Consider the following 20,178-nt stretch of genomic DNA (forward strand, 5'->3'; position numbering starts at 1 on the left):
ACTGGTGTTAGTATTTCCGCTGGTCGGCTAGGGGGAGGCTATTGGCAATGGCGTCCTGCCACTGCGCGAAGGTGGGCAGAAACGTCGTGTTCAGGGAAGAAAAGAGGCCCAGCATCGGCAGGACGGACCGGACTAGGGACCAGTTGGCCACCACGACGCCCAGGGGCGGCGCCGACTCGATGGCCACGCCGGCGGCCACGGCGTCCTGCTGGAGGAGCAGTTGCACGAGGAGCCCGCCGAAGGAGTGCCCGATCACAATGGGCTTGGTGGGCAGTTGCGCGATGAAGTCGCTGTATACCCGCAGCACATCGGCCAAGCGATTGTGGGCGATGGGCGAGTGCGGGTGTTGGCTACGCAGTTCGGCGGCCGGGGCCTCTTGCGGGGCCAGTCGGGGGCGTAGCAGGTGTAGCCGTGGTCTTCAAAGTATGCCTTCCAGTTATCCCAACTCGCGGATGTGACGACCGCACCTGTGATGAAAACAATGGTGGAACTACTAGAGGCTGCACTCATAGAACAAACATAACTCTCCTTTGAATGCCTGGCAACGGGTCGGCATTAGATGCCAACGGGCCGCTGCCGGGTCCGGGAGTTTAAGAAACTTGTTGACGATTCCTTGTTCACGAAATGCCCGAATGGGTGAGTTTCGTGAACTCCCATTTCGTTATGCTAAGTGGTTCTGCATGCAATACTCCCAGTCAGGCGGCAAAGCAGAAGTGAGGACAGCGTGAAAGAGCAACTGAACGAACTGCGTATGGTGATTTAAGCAGGCAGTGCGGCTGCCCGGTTAACTTTTGTGCCAAACTTTTAACCAAGGCCACTGCTGCCAGGCGCTGCGCGACGGCCGGGTTTGTTTAAGCCCTTTTTCGTTTCTGACTTACGGGCACTCGTCGGCCAGTCCGGGGTGATCCCCTGGCCGGGGGCCGAGCGGCCAGCGAAACTTGCGCTCGGCTTCGCTAATGGGCACGTCGTTGATGCTGGCTTCCCGCCGGTGCATGAGTCCCTGCGCGTCGAACGCCCACTGCTCGTTGCCGTACGCGCGGAACCAGTTGCCCTCGTCCGTGTGGTATTCATACTGGAAACGGACCGCGATGTGGTTCTCGTGGAAAGCCCATACTTCCTTTACGAGCCGGTACTCCCATTCCCGCTGCCACTTGTGGGTCAGAAAAGTGACGATGGCTTCCCGGCCCTTAATAAAGAGGCTGCGATTGCGCCATTGGCTCGTAGGCGTGTAGGCGAGGGACACTCGCTCGGGGTCCCGGGAGTTCCACGCGTCTTCCGCCAAGCGTGCTTTTTGGCGCGCGGTTTCCAGCGTAAAGGGAGGTAGCGGGGGGCGTAGTTCAGACATGATTGGAAAAGTAAGGGGAGCTTAAGGTCAGGCAGGGGTCGATAGTGCCTGGCGATTTAAAAGTAGATAGAACGGTCAGTATACTCCAAGTCTAGTTACCTTGGGGCTTCGCTGAGTTCGAAAAGACCTGTCCGCTCATGAGTGCCCTTCCTTCTCGTACTCCCCCTAGTAAGTCGGTGGCCCGCCAGCGCATTCTCACCGCTGCGCACCGCTTATTCTACACCCAAGGCATCCGGGCCACCGGCGTCGAGGAATTAGTGACAACTGCCGGGGTCGCTCGCATGTCGTTCTACAAGCATTTCCCCTCCAAGCAAGCACTGGTCGTCGCGTTTCTGCAGGAGCGCCACCACAGCTGGCAGCAGCAGTTGGAGCAGCAAGCCAAGGCCCGCTCCGCCACGCCTGCCGAGGAAATACGCGCCATCTTCCACGTGCTGAAGGAGTGGTTTAGCGAAGCTAACTTTCGCGGTTGCGCCTTTATCAACACAGTGCTCGAAACGGCGGACCCCCATACGCAGGAGCATCTGCTGGCTCGTCAGCACAAGGCCGTACTACGCACCTATCTGGAAGGGCTCCTGCGAGCGGGTCAGTTTCGCGACCCCGTGCAGGGGGCGGCCCAGTTGCTGCTGCTCATCGATGGGGCCATCGTCCGGGCGCAGCTTGGCGACGGCCCCACGGCGGCCACTAGCGCGCTGGCCTTGGCCGAACTGCTATTGGGTGGGCGGCAGCGTTCTGCGGCAATCTGAGTCCTTCTTCTGTCCTGCTAATTTAAGCCAACTCAGCTTACCGGGGGCCTAGTACGATGTCCCGTTGCATCGCCTATCTGCCGTGCGTTACTCGACCACTTCAGTCCGCACCTATCCCGCTCCCTTCGGGGCCGCCACCCCGGGGGCCAAGCAGCAGGAGGTTACACAGCTTGGAAGGACGCTAGGATTGCCGGGTCATCGGACCGCCGAGTACCCACTACCGCCTCGTGATGCAGGTAGCCCCAGTCGCACATGGCTTGCACCACGGACAGCAGCGTGCGACTGTGGGCGGTGCACTCGTACTCAACTGTAATGGGCCGGGTGTCGCACACGGTGCGTTTCACCAGCTGGTTCAGCTCCATCTCCTGTAGCTCCCGGGAAAGAATGCGGGGCGTAATGTTGATTTCGCGGCTCAGTTCCTTGAAGCGGTATTTACGCTGCAGCAGGACCGCCAAGATGACAAGCTTCCACTTGCCGCTGATCACGTCCAGCGTGTCGCGCACGGCCTGGTGCTGGCTTTTGGAATGAGAACCGGGGCAGATGGGCATGGTGGTATCCTTTTGGTTATCGGTATCCTTTTTGTAATTGATAACAAAGCTACCTATCCGGGCCCATAGTTTTGTTTCCGCCAGCGAAAATGACGGGCTAGACCGTCGTCTGCCCCGCTGAGCGAAAACCAATCCTGATGGAGCTTGGAATAGATAGTTTTTTAGCGGCGCTTTTCGAAACCGGCCCTGGGAGCGCTTCCGGGGCGTCGGCGTTGGGTGCACTGCTTGACCGCGTCGCGTGGGCCGACCAGGTGGGCCTGGACGTGTTCGGCATCGGCGAGCACCACCGTCCTGAATTCCTCGACTCGGCCCCAGCCGTTATCCTGGCGGCCGCCGCGGCCCGCACCACCCGCATCCGCCTGACCAGCGCCGTGACAGTCCTTTCAGCGGCCGACCCCGTGCGCGTGTTTCAGGAATTTGCCACCCTGGACCTGCTTTCGCAAGGCCGGGCCGAAATCGTGGCCGGGCGCGGCTCGTCCACCGATGCCTTCCCGCTCTTTGGCTTCGACCTACACCACTATGACGCCCTGTTTGCTGAAAAGCTCGACCTACTGCTGCAGCTACGGACTGAAGCACACCCGCACTGGTCGGGCCGGTTTCGGCCGGCGCTCACAGGCCAGGGCGTGTACCCCCGGCCGGTACAAGCGCAACTGCCCGTCTGGCTGGGATTAGGCGGCACGCCGGCCTCGTTCGTGCGGGCCGGTGAGTTGGGCCTGCCGCTCATGGTGGCCGTCATTGGGGGCGAAACGCACCGCTTTCGGCCTTTGGTGGACCTCTACCGCGAAGCCGGACGCCAGGCGGGCTTTGCGCCGGAGCAACTGCGCGTGGGTTTGCATGCCCCCGGGTATGTGGCCGCGACGACAACGCAAGCCGCCGAGGAGTACTACCCGGGCTACGCGAAGCTTATGACCCGGCTGGGGAAAGAGCGCGGCTGGCCGCCCGTGACGCGGGTTGGCTTCGACGCGCAACGAGGGCCCCTGGGGGCTTACCTCATCGGCAGCCCCGCCGAGGTGGCCGCCAAGATTCACCGCCATAGCCTGGCCCTAGGCGGGCTGGACCGCGTCACGATTCAGATGGATAACCCGTGGCTGCCGCAGGTTCAGCTACTGCACGCCATTGAGCTGCTAGGCACGCAAGTAGCCCCGCTGCTGCGCGGATAACGGCCCCGCTAAGCGCCGGTACAGGCCATAAAATTCCGCTGACTCCTTCCAGAAAGCATTTTGTCTGGTCCCACCTGGTGGGTGCCCGGATTTTCATTTTCCAAAAAGTTAAACCCTATGAAGCTATTTCTCACCGGCGCCACCGGCTATATCGGTAGTGTAGTGGCCGAAAAGCTCCAGCAAGCCGGCCACCAGGTAGCCGGGCTGGCGCGCTCCACGGCCTCAGCCGAAATCCTGACAGCCCGGGGCATCGAAGTCATTCTCGGCGATTTAAATGATGCGCCCGTGCTGGCCGCCGCGGCCCGTGCCGCGGATGGCGTCATTCACGCCGCTTTTAAGCACGAGGGCACGGACTTCGGGCAAGCAGTCGAGGTCGAGCAACGGGCCGTGTGGGCGCTGCTCAGCGGCCTGGCTGGCAGCGGCAAGCCGTTCCTGCTCACCAGCGGCACTGCCGTGCTGGGCGATACCGGCACCCATGTATTCGACGAGCAGACGCCCCTTGCTGCCCGCACGGTCACCTCCGCCGACTCAGCCGATGCAGGCCTGAAGGCGCTGCTCGGCCGGCTAGCCGTGGAGGATATGGTGCTGCAAGCGGCCGGCGTGCGCGGCATCGTCCTGCGCCCTCCCAACGTGTACGGCCGCTCCGATGGCCACGCCGTGCTTGCACTGCTGCGCGGCGCTGCCCAGGCCCTGGGGGCCGTGCCCTATGCCACCGGCACCGCCGACCACCAGTGGTCGTTCGTGCACGTCGACGATCTGGCCGACCTCTACCTACTGGCCCTCGACAACAGCCCGGCCAGCGAGCTCTACCACGCCGGGGCCGAACCGGGCCTGCGCACGAAAGGCATCGCCGAAGCCGTCAGCTTCGGGTTGGGGTTGGCAGGCCGGACGGTCGAGTTGGACCTGCCCGCCTTGGGCGAGGCCCTACGCATGCCCCCGCTGGCCGCTTACTGGGCTTCCAACAGCCAGTCGTCGAGTGAAAAAGCGCGGCGGGTACTCGGCTGGCAGCCCCGCCACACTCAGATGCTGGCTGACGTGGCCCAGCCTGCCTCTTAACTCCATCACTCTCCTGATTTTCCTCATTTTAACCACATAGTCATGACCACCGACGTTGCTTCTAAATCACTCCTCGAACTGATTTCCCTGACGGGCCGCACGGCTGTCGTCACCGGCGGCACCTCCGGTATTGGACTGGCCACCGCCCACCGCTTCGCCGAAGCCGGGGCCACCGTAGTGCTGGCGGGTCGTAACGAGCAGAGGGGCCAGAAAGCGCTGGCTGAACTGCCCAGCGAGGCGGGCCAGACGCATAGCTTTATGCCGTTTGATATCGCCGACCCGGCCGCCATTGCAGCGACGGTGGCGGCCATCGTAGCGCGCCACGGGGCCATCCACATCTGGGCCAATATCGCGGGCATCTACCCCTTGCAGGACACGCTCAGCGTAGCGCCCGAGCAGTGGCACCAGGTGATAGCCACTAACTTGAGTGGCACCTTCTTCGCCGCCCGCGAAGCCGCCCGCCAGATGAAGGCCCAGGGCACGGGCGGCGTGATTATCAACACCCATTCCACGGGCGCGCACAACACCCCGCCCGGCGGCATGGCGGCCTACGTAGCCTCGAAAGGCGGCGTGAAAGCCCTTACGAAAACCCTGGCTCACGAGTTCGGGCCAGCCGGCATCCGAGTGCTGGCCGTTTCGCCCACCATGACGGCTACCGAGGGCATTGAGCGCCAGGCGGTGGATTTGAAGCAGTTGACGGGCCTAGACGATGCGCCGGCCATGTTTGCGTCCCGGCTGCCGCTGCGGCGCGTGGCCACACCGGACGACGTGGCCCGCGTCTTTTTCTTCGCGGCCTCGGACCTCTCGCTCATTATGACGGGCAGCGAGCTAGCCGCCGACGCCGGCGAGTTGGTCATGTAAGCCGCTACCGCCAACCGCAGTCAAGGCGTGAAGGATGACGGGGCCAGCGGTTACGTTACGCTTCCGAGGCTTCGGCCCGTTCGGCCACCCGGGGCCGCTCCCGGCCGATGACGGTGGCGTGGTGCAGATGCCCCCACTGGTACAGCGCGTGAATGACGTCGCCCAGCGTCTGCGCGTGGTCCGTGGCGGCGTACTCCACCGTTACCGGTCGGGTATCGCAGACGGTGCGCGTCACGAGTTTATGGAGTTCGAGTTCCTGTAATTCCTTGGACAGGATGCGCGGCGAGATGCCGATTTTACGGCTCAACTCTTTAAACCGCTGCTTTTCCTCCAGCAGCACGGCCAGGATGACCAGCTTCCATTTGCCGCTGACCACATCCAGCGTATCGCGCACGGCGCGGTGGGAGTCCCGGCACTGGCGGGAAGCATAAGGCTGAGGTTCCATGAGTAGTACTTTTTAGATCCTAGTATCTGTCAGGTAGCAGGTAACAAAGATACAAGAGTAAACAGCTATCCTTCCCGGTGGGGCTTCGCCCACCCTTTCATACTTCGATTTAACCCACCACCTCCTCCTCATCAGGACTAAAACACCAACACGATGACGTCCAAATCACGTAATATCTTAGGCTATATTTTCTCCGGCCTGCTTGGCTTGCTGCTGCTGGCCTCGGCCGCCGATAAAATTAGCGGTAGCGCGCATTCCCTGCAGATGGGCAGTTCTTTCGGGCTATCGCCCGAAACCTATCGCCTCCTGGGCCTCCTCGAGGCAGCCTCCGTGCTGTTATTTCTATGGCCCCGAACCGGCGTTTTGGGTACGTTGCTGCTCTCGTCCTACCTGGGCGGGGCCATCGCCACCCATTTGCAGCACCAGCAAGGCATTCTCTTTCCCGCGGGCCTTGAAGCCTTCGTCTGGATGACGGCCATCATCCGTTTCCCAGAACTGAGGCAGCGGTTACTGAACCAGCGTCTGGTAGCCAGTAGCCCCGACTGAGCCTTCCTTTAAAAGGCTTCCCTGACCGCTTAGCCGCAGGTAGCTAACCACCCATTTCCTTCATGAAACGAATCCTGCTCTACGGGGCCACGGGCCGAACCGGAAGCCTTATCGTACACTACGCCTTGCAACAAGGCTACGCCGTGACCGCCCTGGTGCGCAATCCGAGCAAGCTGGCGGTCCACTCTGAGAACTTGACGGTTATCCGGGGCACGCCCACCAACGCGGCAGATGTCCGCCAAGCCCTGCGGGGCTGCGATGTGGTCATCAGCGCGCTGAGCGCGTTGCCCGAGTCCCAAATCCTGTCGTTCCGGAAAATAGTTGCACCCCACACGCTCGAGACGGCCATGCGCCACACCATCACCTGCATGAACGAAACAGGAATCCGACGCATCGTGACGCTGTCCTCTATCGGGGCGAGCGAGTCGCGGCCCTACGCGCCGTGGTACATGCGCCTGATGATCCGGCTCACCAACTTCCGCCTCGTGTTTGCCGACCATGCCGCCCAGGAAGCGTTGCTGCGGAGTTCCCGCCTGGACTGGACCATCGCTCGGCCCGTGGCCCTGAACAACCACGAGCACCTGGGGAAGCTGGTCGTAAGCTATAACACTACCCCTTCTCCCTTCAAAATGAGTCGCCGGCAGCTGGCCCAATTCCTGGTAGACTGTGTAGAGCGCCCCGACTTGGTGCATCAGGCGCCCCTTTTATCTGAAGTATAATCTGCTCCCGAAGCCCGGGCAAAGGCGGCGCTTGGGTGCTACCCGCCCGTATTCTTAACCAAACCCCATGTCAGAAAATCCTCTTCTCCCCCTCCCGTTGGCTCCCTCGGCAGGTGCAGTGGTCGATGTGCCCGGCTTTCAACACGGCTATGCTGAGGTGAACGGCACCCGCTTGCACTACGTCAGCGGCGGTAGTGGCCCGGTCGTAGTGCTGTTACACGGCTGGCCCTACACGTGGGCGATATGGCGCAAGCTCTTGCCGCAGCTAGCCAGCGCCGGCTATACCGTTATTGCCCCCGACCTGCGCGGGCTCGGCAGTTCAGTAAAAGCCCCGGATGGCTACGCCAAGACCAACGTGGCCCGCGACGTGCACGAGCTGGTGCAGCAGTTGGGGCATGTCAAAATTCACCTGCTGGGTATGGACCTCGGCGCGATGGTAGCCTACGCCTACGCCGCGTCCTACCCGGCCGAGGTGCGCCGCCTGGTGCTGGCCGAATCGGTACTACCCGGCTTCGGCCTGGAAGAGCTGATGAATCCGGCCACCGGTGGGTACTGGCATTTTGGCTTTCACATGCAGGTAGAAGTGGCCACGATGCTCACTGCTGGCAAGGAGGTCGCCTATCTGCTGCCGACCATGCGCATGATGTCCACGACCCGCGATGCGGAGGCCGTGGCCCGGGAGCATTTTTTGCCCTACTACGCGGCTCCGGGCGGGATGCGCGCCGGCTTCCAGCACTACGCCACGCTGCTGGCCGATGGTCAGGAAAACCGCGCGCGCTTTCACGACCGGCTGTCTATGCCCGTGCTCGTGCTCAACGGCGACCGGGGCTTGCCCCAGGCGCACCTCCTGGTGGGGGTCGAGCAGGTCGCAACCGACATCGCGACGGATATTATTCCGGATTGCGGCCATACCATCGCCGAAGACCAACCGCAGTGGGTGGCTGACCGGCTCGGCCGCTTCTTCGCCTAAGATTTCTTTGGTTGGGACAACGGTAACCGGCTTACTTGATTGGTGGTGGGTTCTTTTAGAGGCCCACCGGCTATACGCCCCTTATCTTCCCAGTAGGTATTACTTTCATAGCTTTTGGCTTGATTGACCTAATTCTGCCGCATAAGCTGCTTTGGATCTCTGCGTTGTTATTTCTCCCTTACCACAACGCACAACATGAATAACAATATCAAGGGCAAGGTCATTTTTATTACTGGGGCCAGTAGCGGCATCGGCGAAGCCACTGCCCTGCTGCAGGCCGAGCGCGGCTAGAGACTCTGCGCCTGCCGGCCTGAGCCCCTAGCCGCGCTGGCCACCCGGATTGCGGCCACCGGAGGCGAGGCCGCCTCCGGTGACTACCGATATAGCCCGGCGCCTGAACGTAACGGCCCTCGTGCAACTGGCGCTGGAACGCTTCGGCCGGCTCGATGGCAATTTTCCCGACGACCATTGCTTGGGCATTGCCTTCGCTATCGAGCTGGCCGAAGTCGACATCAACGACATCGTGGTGCGTCGCACCGCGCAAGGCTAGGCTTAGCCTTAAAAAACAAGCAGCGTGCGTGGCCGGTAAGCGTGGCCGCGCCTACCTCACCGCCAGACACGGGCGGAAGCGCGCCTTGCGTTAGGGAAGCAGCACGAAATCGAACTGTGGGAGACTGCAAAGGGTATGAGCTAAGCCACTGCCGCGATGTATAGAGCCGCGTCTGAACTGTCGCGTCGAGGCTGAGCTGCAAGCGACAGCGTCTGCACATCAGGGTCATCCTCTTTTCGTTCCAGCGCTCTGATCAGGCTGGTGTTGAAGCGAGAAAACCCTTTTAGGTTTAAGTTGTGGGACTTACCAGAGAGACTATTCCCGCGGTCAGAACCATATGCAACCATCACCTGCGGGGAAAGACCCAAGGGGATGTGGACCTCACCTACCTCTGGGCTGGCTTACGGGGCGGTGAGCTACTGCCCCGTTTTGCCGTGCCACTCACGCCGCCCGAGGCAGGGCTTGGTCGGTTCTTTCACCTAGCGAGTGAAACAAGTACTGTAGTTTCAATTGATGCAAGCAATGGCGCAGGACGGGGTGCACGTTGCACAAGTAGACGCAAACTCCCTTTTGCCGCAAGAGCACCAGTTGGGTGGCAAAATGACACACCCCCAGGGGGTGCGGAGCGACCAGCCCGCCACAGTCGACGAGTAGCTGCGGGGAGGGCTCTAGTAGCAGCTGCGCTAGTTGCTGTGCCGTTAGCTTACCAAGCGATACGGGAAGTAAGGCCGCAACAGCGGTAGCATCGGCTGGCGAAGCAGGAAAGTAGTTTAACATAGAAGTAGCAGGCAGGTGGCTCCCCAAAGTGAGCTTGAAAAAGAAGCTGCGGCGCTGGGGCTACTCCAAGGCAGACCCCTGCGGCGGGCAGTTACGCAAAGGAACGGGTTGCGAACCGCTCTTAGCCCCGCAGATTTACGGGTTTTACAGGGGTGGATACCCGATTATACGCTCGTATTACTACGGGAACCCGACTACTAGTTTAGCGGCCACAAGGGCTTGCGGGACGTAGTTGCCGGTTCCAATTCGGGGAGCGGAGGACAGCCGGGAGCAGGCTGGCTACTCGGAGAGCAAGCCTTGCTCCATCGCGTACTTAACCAAGGCCGGCGTGTTGCTGGCGCCGGTTTTTTCCAGCAGGTTCTGGCGGTGCGACTCAACCGTGCGCCGGCTGGTAAAGAGCTTGTCGGCAATTTGCTGGTTGGTGAGCCCATCGGTCACCAACTGCAGGATTTCCCGCTCCCGATGCGTCAAGGCTACCCCGTCACCCGGAGGCGTACTCGGGTGGCTGGGCTCGAGAAGGATTTTATCTAATATACTTAATCCAATTTCCGAACATAAAAAGCGCTTGCCGGCCGCTACGCTCTGCAAAGCGGCGATAATTTCGTGCTTGTCGGCATTTTTAAGTATGTAGCCGTGGGCCCCCGCGGCCAACACTTCCCCAATGGTGCGCTCGTGCACCATCATCGAGAGCATTAAGATGCGCAAGTGGGGATACTCTGCCCGCAGGCAGTGCGTGGTGGCCAGTCCGTCGAGCACGGGCATGGTCAAGTCCAGCAGCACCACGTCGGTGGCCACGGTCGGCAACTGGTCGAGTAAGGCTTGGCCATCGGCGGCTTCGCCCACCACTTCAAACAGGGGATGGTCCGCAAGCAGGGTCCGCAGGCCGTCGCGAATCAGGACGTGGTCGTCAACGATAAAAACACGAATCATAGCTACGAAAATAAGGGTAGGGGTATGCGCAGGAGGTTGGGAGCCACGAGTTCGGACGTAAAATCAGTACCACCCCGCCCCATGGTGAATGCCAGCTCAACGAGTCCCTGTCTGCTCCGGCCCCCGGCCACAGTGCGGACGGGGGATCCAGTAGCGGGCCAACCCACTGGCGTAACGGTACGAGAAGTGGTGTTGCGCATGCGTGAGAGGGGAATGACAGGCTCAAGCTTGGGGCTCTAACGTACTGAGTACGCAAGCGTAAGCCTTTTAGGTAGGGAAAGCCAGTACATTTAAGATTAACGCGTTGCAACTAAAACAACTGACCAGGGGCGCTACTACGTCAACCACCCGCGCTGCCGTGTTTACGGGGTTTTACGGCCGGTAAATGCCTGGTTTCCTCCGGTCTTTACGCATATTTATCTGCAAAGCCCCTATTCTCAACCCTGTTTATCAGCGTTTCACTCCTGTAGGATTCTACGCCCTAACCTCTCGCAGTGGTGGCGCCACCACTCATGGTTGCAGCCAGCCCTGTTCCATGGCGTGCTTAATCAAAGCAGGCGTATTTTTGATGCCGGTTTTTTCCAGTAAGTTTTGCCGGTGACTTTCCACGGTTCGCTTACTGGTGAAAAGCTTATCCGCAATTTGCTGGTTGGTGAGCCCGTTGGCCACTAATTGCACGATCTCTCGCTCGCGGGCAGTTAAATAGAAGGCGGCCTTGGAAGAAGTTGCGGAGCCTTCGGCCTCGTAAGCCAACAATTTTTCGAGCGTGCCCAAGCCAATTTCCGAGCACAGAAAACGCTTGCCGGCGGCTACTGCTTGGATCGCCGCGACTATTTCGCTCTTATCCGCGTTTTTAAGCACGTAGCCGTGGGCCCCCGCGGCTAACAATTCCCCGACGGTGCGCTCGTGCGTACTCATCGACAAAATCAGGATGCGCAGCAGCGGGTAGTGCTCTCGCAACTTATGGGTGGTCGCCAGCCCATCCAGCACGGGCATATTTAAGTCCATCAGCACCACGTCGGTGAGCACGGTGGGTAGTTGGTCTAGTAGCTCCTGCCCGTTGGCCGCTTCGCCCACCACTTCTAGCAGGGGCACCGCGGCTAACACCGATTGCAGGCCGTCTCGCACAATCGCATGGTCGTCAACGATAAAAACGCGAATCATAGGGGGAAGATAGGGAAAAGAGATATCCGCAGGTTTCTACGAGGGTCCTGTTCAAAAGAGAAATTGCGCGTAACGAGGCCCGTTAGCTGGTCGGCAGCAGCACACCGCATACGCAAGCTCAGCCCTTTGGGATAACGACGGGGTCGAAGCAGAAGCCGTTCGGTTTAGTTTAATTCGCAGCCCTATCCAGCCGGGTAGAGAAACCTCTTGGCAGAACAGTTGGGGTTGGCGACTCTTGCCGTAGAAAGCCGGCAGGATGGTTGGCAGACGGCAAAGGGGAGGTAGCGGGCCGGGTGGCTTGCGTAAAAACCGCAGCGATATTTGAAGAGAATACGGAGACAGAATTCGTATTCATCTCCTTGCGCAGGGCAGTATTGCCCTTCACCTTTGCACCTGCACAGTAGTTGCTATAACGTTGTAGCTAGTAGCGTATTGGCACTGATGCCGACCGGCTATATCCTTGAAAGTTTCCCTATTACCTATGCTGCTTAATTCTCTACAATTCAATTCCGGGGGCAATTGCGTGCTCCACTACGAAGAGTCGGAGCAGTGGCTGTACGCCACTTGGAGTGGGCTGATTGGCAACCACGAGGCCATGCAAGGGGCCCTCAGTTATTTAGATAAAGTGGCAACTCATCCCAGTGCGTTTCTACTGAACAACAACCTGGCTCTGCAAGGCCCCTGGTTTAACTCCGCCGAATGGCTCGAACACGCCTGGCTGCCCCAGGCGCAGCGGCTAGGGCTACGCTATATCGCGCACGTGGTGCAAGCGGATAAGGGAGTTGATATTCTCACCCTCACGAATTCTACCCAGCTGAGCGGGTCGCTCGAACTGCAACTGTTTTACGACCTAGCGGAAGCGAAGCACTGGCTGCACAGCTGTCAACACCCAACTGCCATCCCTAAAGCCAGTTACTCGCTTACCGGGAGAGCAACTAGTTGAGGAAGTTAAGTAATGGCCAAGCCTGCTAGTGCAAACCGCTTCACTTTCTGCTCGTGGGACGGGGCCGCTTTTGTTTTCTTGTCTTATCGGCTTCCGCTTGACAATACATACGGGCGGGGCCCTATGTAAGAAACCTAGCGGTTGAGCGCCGCGGGAATAAATAGCTGCTAGCTAGCGCCAGTAATCGGAATCTGGACCGTTACTTGGGTACCGGTATTGGTATCGGGGGTATGGAGGGAGAAGGTGCCGTTAAGCAGGTTCACCCGGTCCTGGATCGTCCGCAGTCCGATTCCCGCCGATCTGCTGAGTCCCGGGCTCACTCCTTTGCCGTTATCGCGTACCTTCAGCGTTACCGCGCCATCTTCCTGTTCCAGCAGAACATCGGCCCTGGTCGCTTCCGCGTGTTTCATTACGTTGGTTAACAGCTCTTGACAGATGCGGTAAAGCGCAACCTCCAAGTAGGGCTCTAACCGGTCTTCCAGCCCCGCCACTTCGCAACGGATCCGAATTCGCGTCTGGCTGTAATGCTTGCATAAATCCTCGATGGATTTAGCTAAACCAAATTTATTGAGCGTAACGGGCACCAACTCGTGCGACACCTTGCGGGTTTCCTGAATCGCTTCATCTAAGAGGTGATTGGCAGTCTTGAAGACTTCTTTCGGTACCAGCGTAGCTACCCGGTCGAAGTTGAGTTTAGCCGCAAACAAAAGCTGGCCCACCCCGTTATGCAACGACTCGGCGATGCGCCGGCGTTCTTCCTCCTGCGCATCTAAAATACCCAACAATAGGGCCTTCTGTTGATTAAGCCGCATTTGCAGGTTTTCCTCTTCCAGGCGCTTCACTTCGGACACATCTAGATCGAGGCCGAGTAGCTTTTCGGGTTCTCCTAGGTCGTTGCGCAGCACGATCGACTTGATTCGGAACGTATGCACCACACCCTCTACCGCTAGGCGGAGCGTTTCGTCTAAGGGTTCGTGGTTTTCTTGAAATTGATGTACCAGCTTCTGGGCCACGGCCTGGTCTTCTTCGATGACGTAGCCCAGGTAGATGTCCGGGCGTACCGGGCTACCGACCGGCAAGTTAAACAAGCGGTACATGCCCACACTCCAACTTAGTTCGCCGCTGGCCAGGTCGTACTCCCAACTGCCCATCTGCGCGACCTCTTCCGCTTGCTGGAGCTTTGCCACGTTCCGCTGCAGGGTTTCCGCGCTCAAACGTAATTGGGTTGTCCGTTCCCGGACCTGGTGTTCCAGGCCGGCGGAAAAGGCTTGCAGCGCGTGGACGGCCCGGTGCCGCTCCACAAAATCGGCGGCCGTCCAGGCCAGCAAATCCAGCAGCCGCAACTCGTGGTCGGGCGGGCGGTGCGGCTGGCGGAACTGCGTGCTCAAGACCCCCACCAGGTTGTTGCTGCGGGTCAGTAAGAGCGTGGACTGGGAGGCTTGAATCCCTTCCGCCAAGGCGATTTCCCGGGCCGCAGTACTCAGCAGGGAAGAATCGGTGGCGATATCTTCCAGCCACACGCGGGTACGCGCGTGGCGGGCCGCCTCGTAAGCCGCCTCAACACCTTCGCGCTGCAGGTGCTCCATAAAATGGTTGCTTTCCTCGTAGCCTTGGCAGGCGAAGAGTTCCAGGTACTGGCCATCGTCGCTGACTAGTTGCAGGCACCCCCGATCCGTCTGGGTGAAGTCGCAGGCTAGCGCCACTAGTTCTCCCAAGGCCACTTTCAGGTTGGTTTCGGTGGCGAGCTTGGCGTGCAACTCGTGCAGCCGCTGCATGCCCGCCAGGTCGGCAGCCACCGCTTCTTCGGCGCGCTTGCGCGCACTCATGTCAATTACATACTCGGCGATGGTGCCATCACCGAGATCGGCGGCCACGAACATCAACCAGAGCCGGGTGCCGTCCTTGTGGAAGTATTCTTTCTCGTAGGGACCACCCCGGCCCGTCTGGCGCACGGTGGCCAGTACCTGCAAGCTAATGTCGATGTACTCCGGCGGGGTGAAGTCCTGCCAGGTGAACCGGCGGGCCGCCAACTCCAGGCGGGTATACCCCACCATGGCCAGAAAGGCATCATTGGCTTGCAGCAGGGTGTCGGAATAGTCGAAGGTGAGCACCCCCACGCTGGGCACGTTGATCATGCGCTGCAAGCGTTGTTCGCTGGCTTGCAAAGTTTCCTCGGCGCGCTTGCGGTCGGTGATGTCGAAGAGGGTAATGACCACCCCATTAATTCGGTCCTCCGCCGTGCGGTACGGCAACACCCGCATCAGCAAGACCCGGTGATCGGTGGTGGTGACCTCCCGCTCGAGCGGGGTAAGCTTTTCGAGCACCGTTTCCGCGTCGGCCAGCAAGTGGTCATACGCCAGCCGGTGGGTGATATCGGATATGGGGCGCCCGTGGTCGGAAGGAATCAGGTTGAAGAGTTGCCGCGCGGCCGGGGTATACAAGCGGATGCAGAACGCGCGGTCCAGGAAAATGGTGGCTACCCCGGCGGAATGAATCAGGTTTTGCAGATTATTGCTGGTAACGCTGATTTCCTCGATTTTCACTTTTAGTTCCTGGTTAACCGTCCGCAGCTCTTCGTTGATGGATTGCAGTTCCTCTTTACTGGTTTCCAGTTCTTCGGCGGCCGAACGCAATTCTTCGTTCATGGCCTGCAATTCCTCGTTCGAGACCCGTAGGTCTTTGGCCTGGTAGTCGTGCTGCTCAACGGCGCGCCGTAACTGGGTTTTCACCTGGAGCAGCTCCTCTTCCAATAACCGAGCAATTGGTTCCTCGGATCGGCGTACGGTCGTTTCCGGGGCTAGGGCCAGCCCGGGCTCCTCCACTTGAAAAAACACCAGCATAAACCCCTTCGTCGTATCGCCGCCCCGGGTGACTGGTTTTGCCTGGATGGTCACCGACTGGCGTTCCCCGTGCCTGGTCCAGGGCAGATTCCGGACTTCCACGCTGGTTTGCTGCTGCTGGACTTGGCGCAGCACTGCTCGTAATTCGAGCCGCAACTCGGGCTGGATCAGGTCCAGCAGGTTTTTGGTCGGTGCCCCCCCGGAGAACTCGAGAAAACGGCCCGCTTTCTCGGACAGATGCACCAAGTCATACTCCTCGTTCACTACCAACGAGGGCGGGGCGTAATCTTCCAACAAATGCTGGTGCCACTCCCCCAACGAGAGGCGATGAATTGGTTTACTTTCCTCTAACGCTGGCGGCAGGGGAACGGGTAACCGGGGCGGGAAAGCCGGCCTCGGTTCGGGCACCGGGTACTTTGTCGGCACGGTTTGCCGGGCCCGGTAGATATGGTTCTCCCGGCTCACGGTGGCGTACAAATCACTGGCTCCGTCAATGGATTCGGCCGAGCCCAGAAACAGGAAACTGCCCGGTTTCAGCGCGAAGTGAAACGTGGCCAACACCCGCTCCTGGGCCGTTGCATTGAGGTATATCAATACGTTGCGGCAGGTTACCAGGTCCAGCCGCGAAAAGGGTGGGTCCTTGAGAAAGTTGTGGTTGGCAAACAAGATCATTTCCCGGATCTCGCGGTGTACGCGATAGTTGTCGCCTTCCCTGGTAAAGAAGCGTAGCAGTCGTTCGGGTGACACGTCGGCGGCATCATTGAGCGTGTACAGCCCTTCGCGGGCAGTGGTCAGGGCCGCATCGTCGATATCGGTGGCAAAGAGTTGCACTTTCGGCGCGTCCAGCACTCCCCAGGTGCGTTCGGCCGCCAGCATGGCCAGCGAATACGCCTCTTCGCCGGTGGCGCACCCGGCAACCCAGATCCGAACCTCGCTCTCCGCTTCTTTGGCTTGCAACAGGGCCGGCAACACCTCCTGTTCTAGGGTGTGAAACGGCTTTTTATCGCGAAAAAAATTAGTCACTGAGATCAGCAGGTCTTTAAGTAAAGCTTGGCTTTCCTCGGGGTGCTGCTGCAGATAAGCGACGTAGCTCGGCAGGTCGGGCAAACTGCGCACGTGCAGGCGGCGCTCAATGCGCCGTAGCAGCGTGGCCCGTTTATAGTTCGAGAAATCATGCCCAGTGCGCAGGCGTAAGTAAGCAAATAGCTCGCGCAGCGCCTGCTGGTGCTGCTCGGCCTGGCTCACCACCTCCTCGGTGAGGGCTTCCTTCCCCAAGTTATTGCGGTAGGCGATGATGCGGCCGGGAATCTCGGCCACCGGCAGCACTTCATCAATGAGTTCGGTGGCAATCGCGTTGCGGGGCATCTCGTTGAATTCCGCTTCCCGAGGGGATTGCACGTAGGCTACCCCTCCCCGTTCTTTCACCCGTTTCAGCCCCATCGACCCGTCCGCACCCGTTCCGGATAAGATCACGCACAGGGCCCGCGGACCGTGCGAATCGGCCAGGTTCCGGAAGAAGATATCAACGGGCGCGCGCCTTTCTTCCAGGTGCAGATTGGGAGAGGGTACAATGGAGCCCTCTTCCAGGCCCAGATGCTGATTGGGAGACACCACGTAGATATGGTTGGGCGCTAGTTCCGTCTTTTTCGTTACCTGCGTAACGGGAAGGGCGGTAACGGCCTGTAGTACCTGCGCGAGTTGACTATCGTGGTCCGGGGACAGATGCAGGATAACTACATACGCGCTATGCGAGTCTTCGGGCACGTGTTCAAAAAACTTCTGCAGGGCCTGAATACCCCCCGCCGAGGCCCCCAAGCCAACTACAAGCAAGCCGGCTGGCTTTTCCAGGAAAGAATCAATAGCGGGGTTCAACTGCATCGTGGAGGCCTGTGGTGATAAAACGGAAGCCGTTGAAAAGTGTCGCTTGGCTTAGATATACCTCTTCCTACGCAGGAGACCGCGGTGGTAGCTCGCTCGTTTCAAGAAATAGCAAGGAATCCCGCCCACAAGACAACCTGCAAGGGACTCTTACTAGGTAATGCGGCACACTCCCCGTAAGGTAAGCAGTTTGCAAAGATGAGTTTCTCACCATACCCTGGCTGGCGAAGCGGTGGAAGTTGCGCAGTAGCGACGAAGGGCACTACACGAGCGACAGGGCGGTTTGAGCGGCCGTCCCTGTTCAGGACTACTCGCTCGTCAACTTCGAAACCAAAATGCCAGCAGTTACGCGCCACTCTCTTCTGCGGCTTGTTGGCGGAGACGGCTCGTGGTTAATTGCTCGTGGGTGAAAACGGCCTGGCGGACCGTTTCGGCCCGGCCTTTCGCTTCTTTCGCTTTTTGAAAACACATTGCAGCCAGCTTAGGCTGGTTTTTTTCGGCGTAGTGGTCCCCCAAGTTGTTGAGCAAAAGGATGCTTTCCTCCACGCCCCGAATGGCATTCCACAGCGTGTCTTCCACGTGTTCGGTGATGGTGGAAAGCAAACTGTCCGCCGAATAGGCATGTCCGGTGTGGCACCGGTAGCGGACCAGCTCCCCGTCGGTAATAGTTAGTAAGACCCCGTGGCAGTCCGGACACGCGTACGGCGAGGGCTTGCCCAAGCCCAAGATGCCTTGTTCCAGGCCCCGGTCCTGGGCGGCGATACCCGTCTCGATCGCGGTTTTTTGTTGCTCTTCCATCGCAATTTCGCCGGCTTTAGTAACTGTTTCGGTAATTAGGTGCACGAGCAGGGGCGCCATGTCGGCAATGCAGACGCGGTAGTCCACCGCTACGGCGGCCAAGGCATTTTCGGGCATGGCGGGTACTTCGGCCTCGGCCGGTTCCTGCACCAGGGCCAGGCCGCCCCGGTTCTTGATCGTCCACAACCCGGCCGTGCCATCGTCCAAGGCGCCGGATAAGACTATGCCGATGACCCGCGGGCCGTAGATATAAGCGGCCGACCGAAACAAGGGATCCACCGCGGGGCGAAACCGGTTTTCTTTGGGCCCTTTCGTCACCCGCACAAAGCCCTGCTCGAGCAGCAGGTGCCGGTCGGGGGGCGCCACGTAAATCCGGTTGTAACTGAGTGGCTCGTTATCCACGGCAGTGGTGGCTAACAGCGTTTTTTGGCGGTTTAGTACCTGCGGTAAAATGCCCGTCACGTCGGGCGACATGTGCCAAACGATAAAAATAGCGGCATTCAGGTCGGCCGGAAGCAAGCCAATCAAGTGTTTGAGAGCCTCGAACCCTCCTGTGGAAGCGCCAATGACGATAATATTTCTTTTTTCCATCAGCAGCGTCTTACAACAAGTTGGTATACGGGTAGGTACGGGGCTTCTCTCATTTCACTCGCCGGCCCGGGAAGGGTGTAATCTTCTCAACATGCTTTCAAGTAAAACTCACTGGCGTCGCTTAAGCCGTTAGCGCGGTGCCGTTTTTCTTGTGCAGATAGGCGTTTTGGTTATGGTCGATGGCTCCTTTCGGCAACCATTCCCACCAACTACCCAAGTCGTTTTGGATGATCTGCTTGTAGAAGGCAGGCAACTCTTGCGACTCGCCTTCGAAATACTGCCGGAAGCTTCTATCGTGTATCAGGTTCTGGCGCACTTGCTTGAAGAAGCGCAGCCGGCCGTAGCCCTCCGACGAGATGGCCCGCATGGTGTTCATCCACTTGGAGGCGCGAGAAGGCGAGGCCATGTAGCGGCGGTAAATAGCTTTCTTCGAGAACGTGTAGGCGGTGAGGTCGATGACCTTGTCGTAGAAGTCTACCCACTCATAATTGGCGGGCTTCACGTTCATCGCCAGGTGGTTGTTGAGGAAGTGGAAGGGAAACGGCAGCACCCGGTTGTTTTTCTGGTAATCGAGGTTGAGCGGGGCCGCTTCGCCGAAAGCACTCAACAACGAGTAACCCGGAAAAGCCGCCGGCGCCAGATCCACAAACCGCTTGGTTAGCTCGAACGGCTCGTCGCCGGAGTCGCTGTCAAGGCCGAGCACGAAGTTGGTTTGCACGTACGGCACGTACTTGAACATCAAGTTGACGTGCTCGGCCACGCGCCGCACCTTTTCCTCGCCGGCCAGCCGCGAAGTGCGCGACTTATTACCTAGCTCGTACCACGACTCAACGCCCGGCAGCAACGCCTCGAAGCCGTGGTTTTGCAGCACTTTCAAGTGGTCTTCGGTGAGGATAGACAAGCTGCTTTCCGCCAAGAAGCGAAAGCTCTTGAGCGGGGCCGCCGCCTCAATGGCGTCCATGGTTTCGTGGAACCGGACGCCGAAGTTGGGATCGTGCCAGCCCACCACGGGTTTCTTGAACTTGGTGAGCAGAAAGCGTAGATCTTCCTTGATGATGTCGACGCTCATGGGCTGGTAGTCCACGGTGGCATCAATGCAGAAGGCGCAGGTGTAGGGGCAGCCGACACTGCCAATCATGGGCACCATCTTCAGCACCGGCGCTTTTTTCAAGGTCGGCTCGATGAATTTCCACCGCTCCCGCACACCCGGCAAATGGCTCGGTTGCTTGCCCGCCGACAGGTGCTTGCCCTCGGGGCGTTGCGGCTGACAGTTGTGGAGCACCTCCTGAATGGTGCCTTGGTTGGTGAAGCCCA

The 20,178-nt window shown here is 59.5% G+C and carries 21 protein-coding genes; 10 read left to right on the forward strand and 11 right to left on the reverse strand.

Annotated features, from left to right (window positions below):
* Nucleotides 1-7 precede the first annotated feature (7 nt).
* Nucleotides 8-307, reverse strand: a complete 300-nt coding sequence (locus P1X16_RS27740) for an alpha/beta fold hydrolase (protein ID WP_277235916.1) — start codon at nucleotides 305-307, stop codon at nucleotides 8-10.
* Between P1X16_RS27740 and P1X16_RS27745 the strand changes: the two genes are divergently transcribed.
* Nucleotides 221-400 (forward strand): hypothetical protein, encoded by a 180-nt coding sequence (locus P1X16_RS27745; RefSeq protein WP_277235918.1) that lies wholly within the window; start codon nucleotides 221-223, stop codon nucleotides 398-400. The two genes, P1X16_RS27740 and P1X16_RS27745, sit on opposite strands and share 87 nt — an antisense overlap.
* Before the next feature lie 474 nt (nucleotides 401-874).
* Here P1X16_RS27745 and P1X16_RS27750 read toward each other — a convergent pair whose 3' ends face one another.
* Nucleotides 875-1,345: a nuclear transport factor 2 family protein gene (locus P1X16_RS27750; RefSeq protein ID WP_277235874.1), complete on the reverse strand. Its 471-nt coding sequence runs from the start codon at nucleotides 1,343-1,345 to the stop codon at nucleotides 875-877.
* Nucleotides 1,346-1,482: 137 nt separating this feature from the next.
* Here P1X16_RS27750 and P1X16_RS27755 point away from each other — a divergent pair, with 137 nt between their 5' ends.
* Nucleotides 1,483-2,088, forward strand: a complete 606-nt coding sequence (locus tag P1X16_RS27755) for a TetR/AcrR family transcriptional regulator (RefSeq protein ID WP_277235877.1) — start codon at nucleotides 1,483-1,485, stop codon at nucleotides 2,086-2,088.
* A gap of 161 nt (nucleotides 2,089-2,249) precedes the next feature.
* Here P1X16_RS27755 and P1X16_RS27760 read toward each other — a convergent pair whose 3' ends face one another.
* Nucleotides 2,250-2,636 (reverse strand): helix-turn-helix domain-containing protein, encoded by a 387-nt coding sequence (locus tag P1X16_RS27760; protein ID WP_277235878.1) that lies wholly within the window; start codon nucleotides 2,634-2,636, stop codon nucleotides 2,250-2,252.
* A gap of 137 nt (nucleotides 2,637-2,773) precedes the next feature.
* On the opposite strand from P1X16_RS27760, the gene P1X16_RS27765 reads away from it, so the two are divergent.
* From P1X16_RS27765 to P1X16_RS27775, 3 genes are all read left to right on the forward strand, one after another.
* Nucleotides 2,774-3,796 carry an Atu2307/SP_0267 family LLM class monooxygenase gene (locus P1X16_RS27765; protein WP_277235879.1) on the forward strand — a complete coding sequence of 341 codons (1,023 nt, stop codon included), beginning with the start codon at nucleotides 2,774-2,776 and terminating at the stop codon, nucleotides 3,794-3,796.
* 117 nt (nucleotides 3,797-3,913) lie between these two features.
* A complete protein-coding gene (locus tag P1X16_RS27770; RefSeq protein WP_277235880.1) occupies nucleotides 3,914-4,852 on the forward strand; it encodes an NAD-dependent epimerase/dehydratase family protein in 939 nt (312 codons plus the stop codon).
* Between the two features lie 42 nt (nucleotides 4,853-4,894).
* Nucleotides 4,895-5,713: an SDR family oxidoreductase gene (locus P1X16_RS27775; protein WP_277235882.1), complete on the forward strand. Its 819-nt coding sequence runs from the start codon at nucleotides 4,895-4,897 to the stop codon at nucleotides 5,711-5,713.
* A 55-nt stretch (nucleotides 5,714-5,768) separates the two neighbouring features.
* Here the strand turns inward: P1X16_RS27775 and P1X16_RS27780 are convergent, their stop codons facing one another.
* Nucleotides 5,769-6,158, reverse strand: a complete 390-nt coding sequence (locus tag P1X16_RS27780; protein WP_277235884.1) for a helix-turn-helix domain-containing protein — start codon at nucleotides 6,156-6,158, stop codon at nucleotides 5,769-5,771.
* 153 nt (nucleotides 6,159-6,311) lie between these two features.
* Between P1X16_RS27780 and P1X16_RS27785 the strand changes: the two genes are divergently transcribed.
* The 4 genes from P1X16_RS27785 to P1X16_RS27800 all read left to right on the forward strand — a co-directional run bounded on the left by P1X16_RS27785 (nucleotide 6,312) and on the right by P1X16_RS27800 (nucleotide 8,943).
* Complete coding sequence (locus tag P1X16_RS27785; protein ID WP_277235886.1) at nucleotides 6,312-6,704, forward strand: DoxX family protein; 393 nt, start codon at nucleotides 6,312-6,314, stop codon at nucleotides 6,702-6,704.
* A gap of 62 nt (nucleotides 6,705-6,766) precedes the next feature.
* Nucleotides 6,767-7,423, forward strand: coding sequence for an NAD(P)-binding oxidoreductase (locus P1X16_RS27790; protein ID WP_277235887.1), 657 nt, complete (start codon nucleotides 6,767-6,769; stop codon nucleotides 7,421-7,423).
* A 67-nt stretch (nucleotides 7,424-7,490) separates the two neighbouring features.
* The gene (locus P1X16_RS27795) at nucleotides 7,491-8,393 is read left to right on the forward strand and encodes an alpha/beta hydrolase (protein ID WP_277235889.1); all 903 of its coding nucleotides are present in this window, start codon (nucleotides 7,491-7,493) and stop codon (nucleotides 8,391-8,393) included.
* A 370-nt stretch (nucleotides 8,394-8,763) separates the two neighbouring features.
* Complete coding sequence (locus P1X16_RS27800) at nucleotides 8,764-8,943, forward strand: hypothetical protein (protein ID WP_277235891.1); 180 nt, start codon at nucleotides 8,764-8,766, stop codon at nucleotides 8,941-8,943.
* 441 nt (nucleotides 8,944-9,384) lie between these two features.
* Here P1X16_RS27800 and P1X16_RS27805 read toward each other — a convergent pair whose 3' ends face one another.
* The 4 genes from P1X16_RS27805 to P1X16_RS27820 all read right to left on the reverse strand — a co-directional run bounded on the left by P1X16_RS27805 (nucleotide 9,385) and on the right by P1X16_RS27820 (nucleotide 11,814).
* Entirely contained in the window at nucleotides 9,385-9,720 is a 336-nt protein-coding gene (locus tag P1X16_RS27805; RefSeq protein ID WP_277235893.1) for a hypothetical protein, read from the reverse strand.
* A gap of 279 nt (nucleotides 9,721-9,999) precedes the next feature.
* Nucleotides 10,000-10,650 carry a response regulator transcription factor gene (locus P1X16_RS27810; RefSeq protein ID WP_277235895.1) on the reverse strand — a complete coding sequence of 217 codons (651 nt, stop codon included), beginning with the start codon at nucleotides 10,648-10,650 and terminating at the stop codon, nucleotides 10,000-10,002.
* Nucleotides 10,651-10,652: 2 nt separating this feature from the next.
* Nucleotides 10,653-10,850 carry a hypothetical protein gene (locus tag P1X16_RS27815; RefSeq protein WP_277235898.1) on the reverse strand — a complete coding sequence of 66 codons (198 nt, stop codon included), beginning with the start codon at nucleotides 10,848-10,850 and terminating at the stop codon, nucleotides 10,653-10,655.
* Nucleotides 10,851-11,160: 310 nt separating this feature from the next.
* A complete protein-coding gene (locus P1X16_RS27820) occupies nucleotides 11,161-11,814 on the reverse strand; it encodes a response regulator transcription factor (RefSeq protein WP_277235900.1) in 654 nt (217 codons plus the stop codon).
* A gap of 481 nt (nucleotides 11,815-12,295) precedes the next feature.
* Here P1X16_RS27820 and P1X16_RS27825 point away from each other — a divergent pair, with 481 nt between their 5' ends.
* Entirely contained in the window at nucleotides 12,296-12,757 is a 462-nt protein-coding gene (locus tag P1X16_RS27825; protein WP_277235902.1) for a hypothetical protein, read from the forward strand.
* Between the two features lie 167 nt (nucleotides 12,758-12,924).
* Here P1X16_RS27825 and P1X16_RS27830 read toward each other — a convergent pair whose 3' ends face one another.
* From P1X16_RS27830 to P1X16_RS27840, 3 genes are all read right to left on the reverse strand, one after another.
* Complete coding sequence (locus tag P1X16_RS27830) at nucleotides 12,925-17,475, reverse strand: CheR family methyltransferase (protein ID WP_277235905.1); 4,551 nt, start codon at nucleotides 17,473-17,475, stop codon at nucleotides 12,925-12,927.
* A gap of 345 nt (nucleotides 17,476-17,820) precedes the next feature.
* Nucleotides 17,821-18,864, reverse strand: coding sequence for a chemotaxis protein CheB (locus tag P1X16_RS27835; RefSeq protein WP_277235907.1), 1,044 nt, complete (start codon nucleotides 18,862-18,864; stop codon nucleotides 17,821-17,823).
* Between the two features lie 121 nt (nucleotides 18,865-18,985).
* Nucleotides 18,986-20,178: radical SAM protein (locus P1X16_RS27840; RefSeq protein ID WP_277235909.1), on the reverse strand; the 1,193-nt coding region annotated here is incomplete at its 5' end.

Source organism: Hymenobacter sp. YC55 (genome assembly GCF_029433095.1).
Lineage (GTDB): Bacteria > Bacteroidota > Bacteroidia > Cytophagales > Hymenobacteraceae > Hymenobacter.

Bases quoted from the DNA above. Each gene is read 5' to 3' on its own strand.
- P1X16_RS27750 (WP_277235874.1), bottom strand. From the start codon at position 1,345: ATGTCTGAACTACGCCCCCCGCTACCTCCCTTTACGCTGGAAACCGCG.
- P1X16_RS27755 (WP_277235877.1), top strand. From the start codon at position 1,483: ATGAGTGCCCTTCCTTCTCGTACTCCCCCTAGTAAGTCGGTGGCCCGC.
- P1X16_RS27760 (WP_277235878.1), bottom strand. From the start codon at position 2,636: ATGCCCATCTGCCCCGGTTCTCATTCCAAAAGCCAGCACCAGGCCGTG.
- P1X16_RS27765 (WP_277235879.1), top strand. From the start codon at position 2,774: ATGGAGCTTGGAATAGATAGTTTTTTAGCGGCGCTTTTCGAAACCGGC.
- P1X16_RS27770 (WP_277235880.1), top strand. From the start codon at position 3,914: ATGAAGCTATTTCTCACCGGCGCCACCGGCTATATCGGTAGTGTAGTG.
- P1X16_RS27775 (WP_277235882.1), top strand. From the start codon at position 4,895: ATGACCACCGACGTTGCTTCTAAATCACTCCTCGAACTGATTTCCCTG.
- P1X16_RS27780 (WP_277235884.1), bottom strand. From the start codon at position 6,158: ATGGAACCTCAGCCTTATGCTTCCCGCCAGTGCCGGGACTCCCACCGC.
- P1X16_RS27785 (WP_277235886.1), top strand. From the start codon at position 6,312: ATGACGTCCAAATCACGTAATATCTTAGGCTATATTTTCTCCGGCCTG.
- P1X16_RS27790 (WP_277235887.1), top strand. From the start codon at position 6,767: ATGAAACGAATCCTGCTCTACGGGGCCACGGGCCGAACCGGAAGCCTT.
- P1X16_RS27795 (WP_277235889.1), top strand. From the start codon at position 7,491: ATGTCAGAAAATCCTCTTCTCCCCCTCCCGTTGGCTCCCTCGGCAGGT.
- P1X16_RS27805 (WP_277235893.1), bottom strand. From the start codon at position 9,720: ATGTTAAACTACTTTCCTGCTTCGCCAGCCGATGCTACCGCTGTTGCG.
- P1X16_RS27810 (WP_277235895.1), bottom strand. From the start codon at position 10,650: ATGATTCGTGTTTTTATCGTTGACGACCACGTCCTGATTCGCGACGGC.
- P1X16_RS27815 (WP_277235898.1), bottom strand. From the start codon at position 10,850: ATGCGCAACACCACTTCTCGTACCGTTACGCCAGTGGGTTGGCCCGCT.
- P1X16_RS27820 (WP_277235900.1), bottom strand. From the start codon at position 11,814: ATGATTCGCGTTTTTATCGTTGACGACCATGCGATTGTGCGAGACGGC.
- P1X16_RS27825 (WP_277235902.1), top strand. From the start codon at position 12,296: ATGCTGCTTAATTCTCTACAATTCAATTCCGGGGGCAATTGCGTGCTC.
- P1X16_RS27830 (WP_277235905.1), bottom strand. From the start codon at position 17,475: ATGCAGTTGAACCCCGCTATTGATTCTTTCCTGGAAAAGCCAGCCGGC.
- P1X16_RS27835 (WP_277235907.1), bottom strand. From the start codon at position 18,864: ATGGAAAAAAGAAATATTATCGTCATTGGCGCTTCCACAGGAGGGTTC.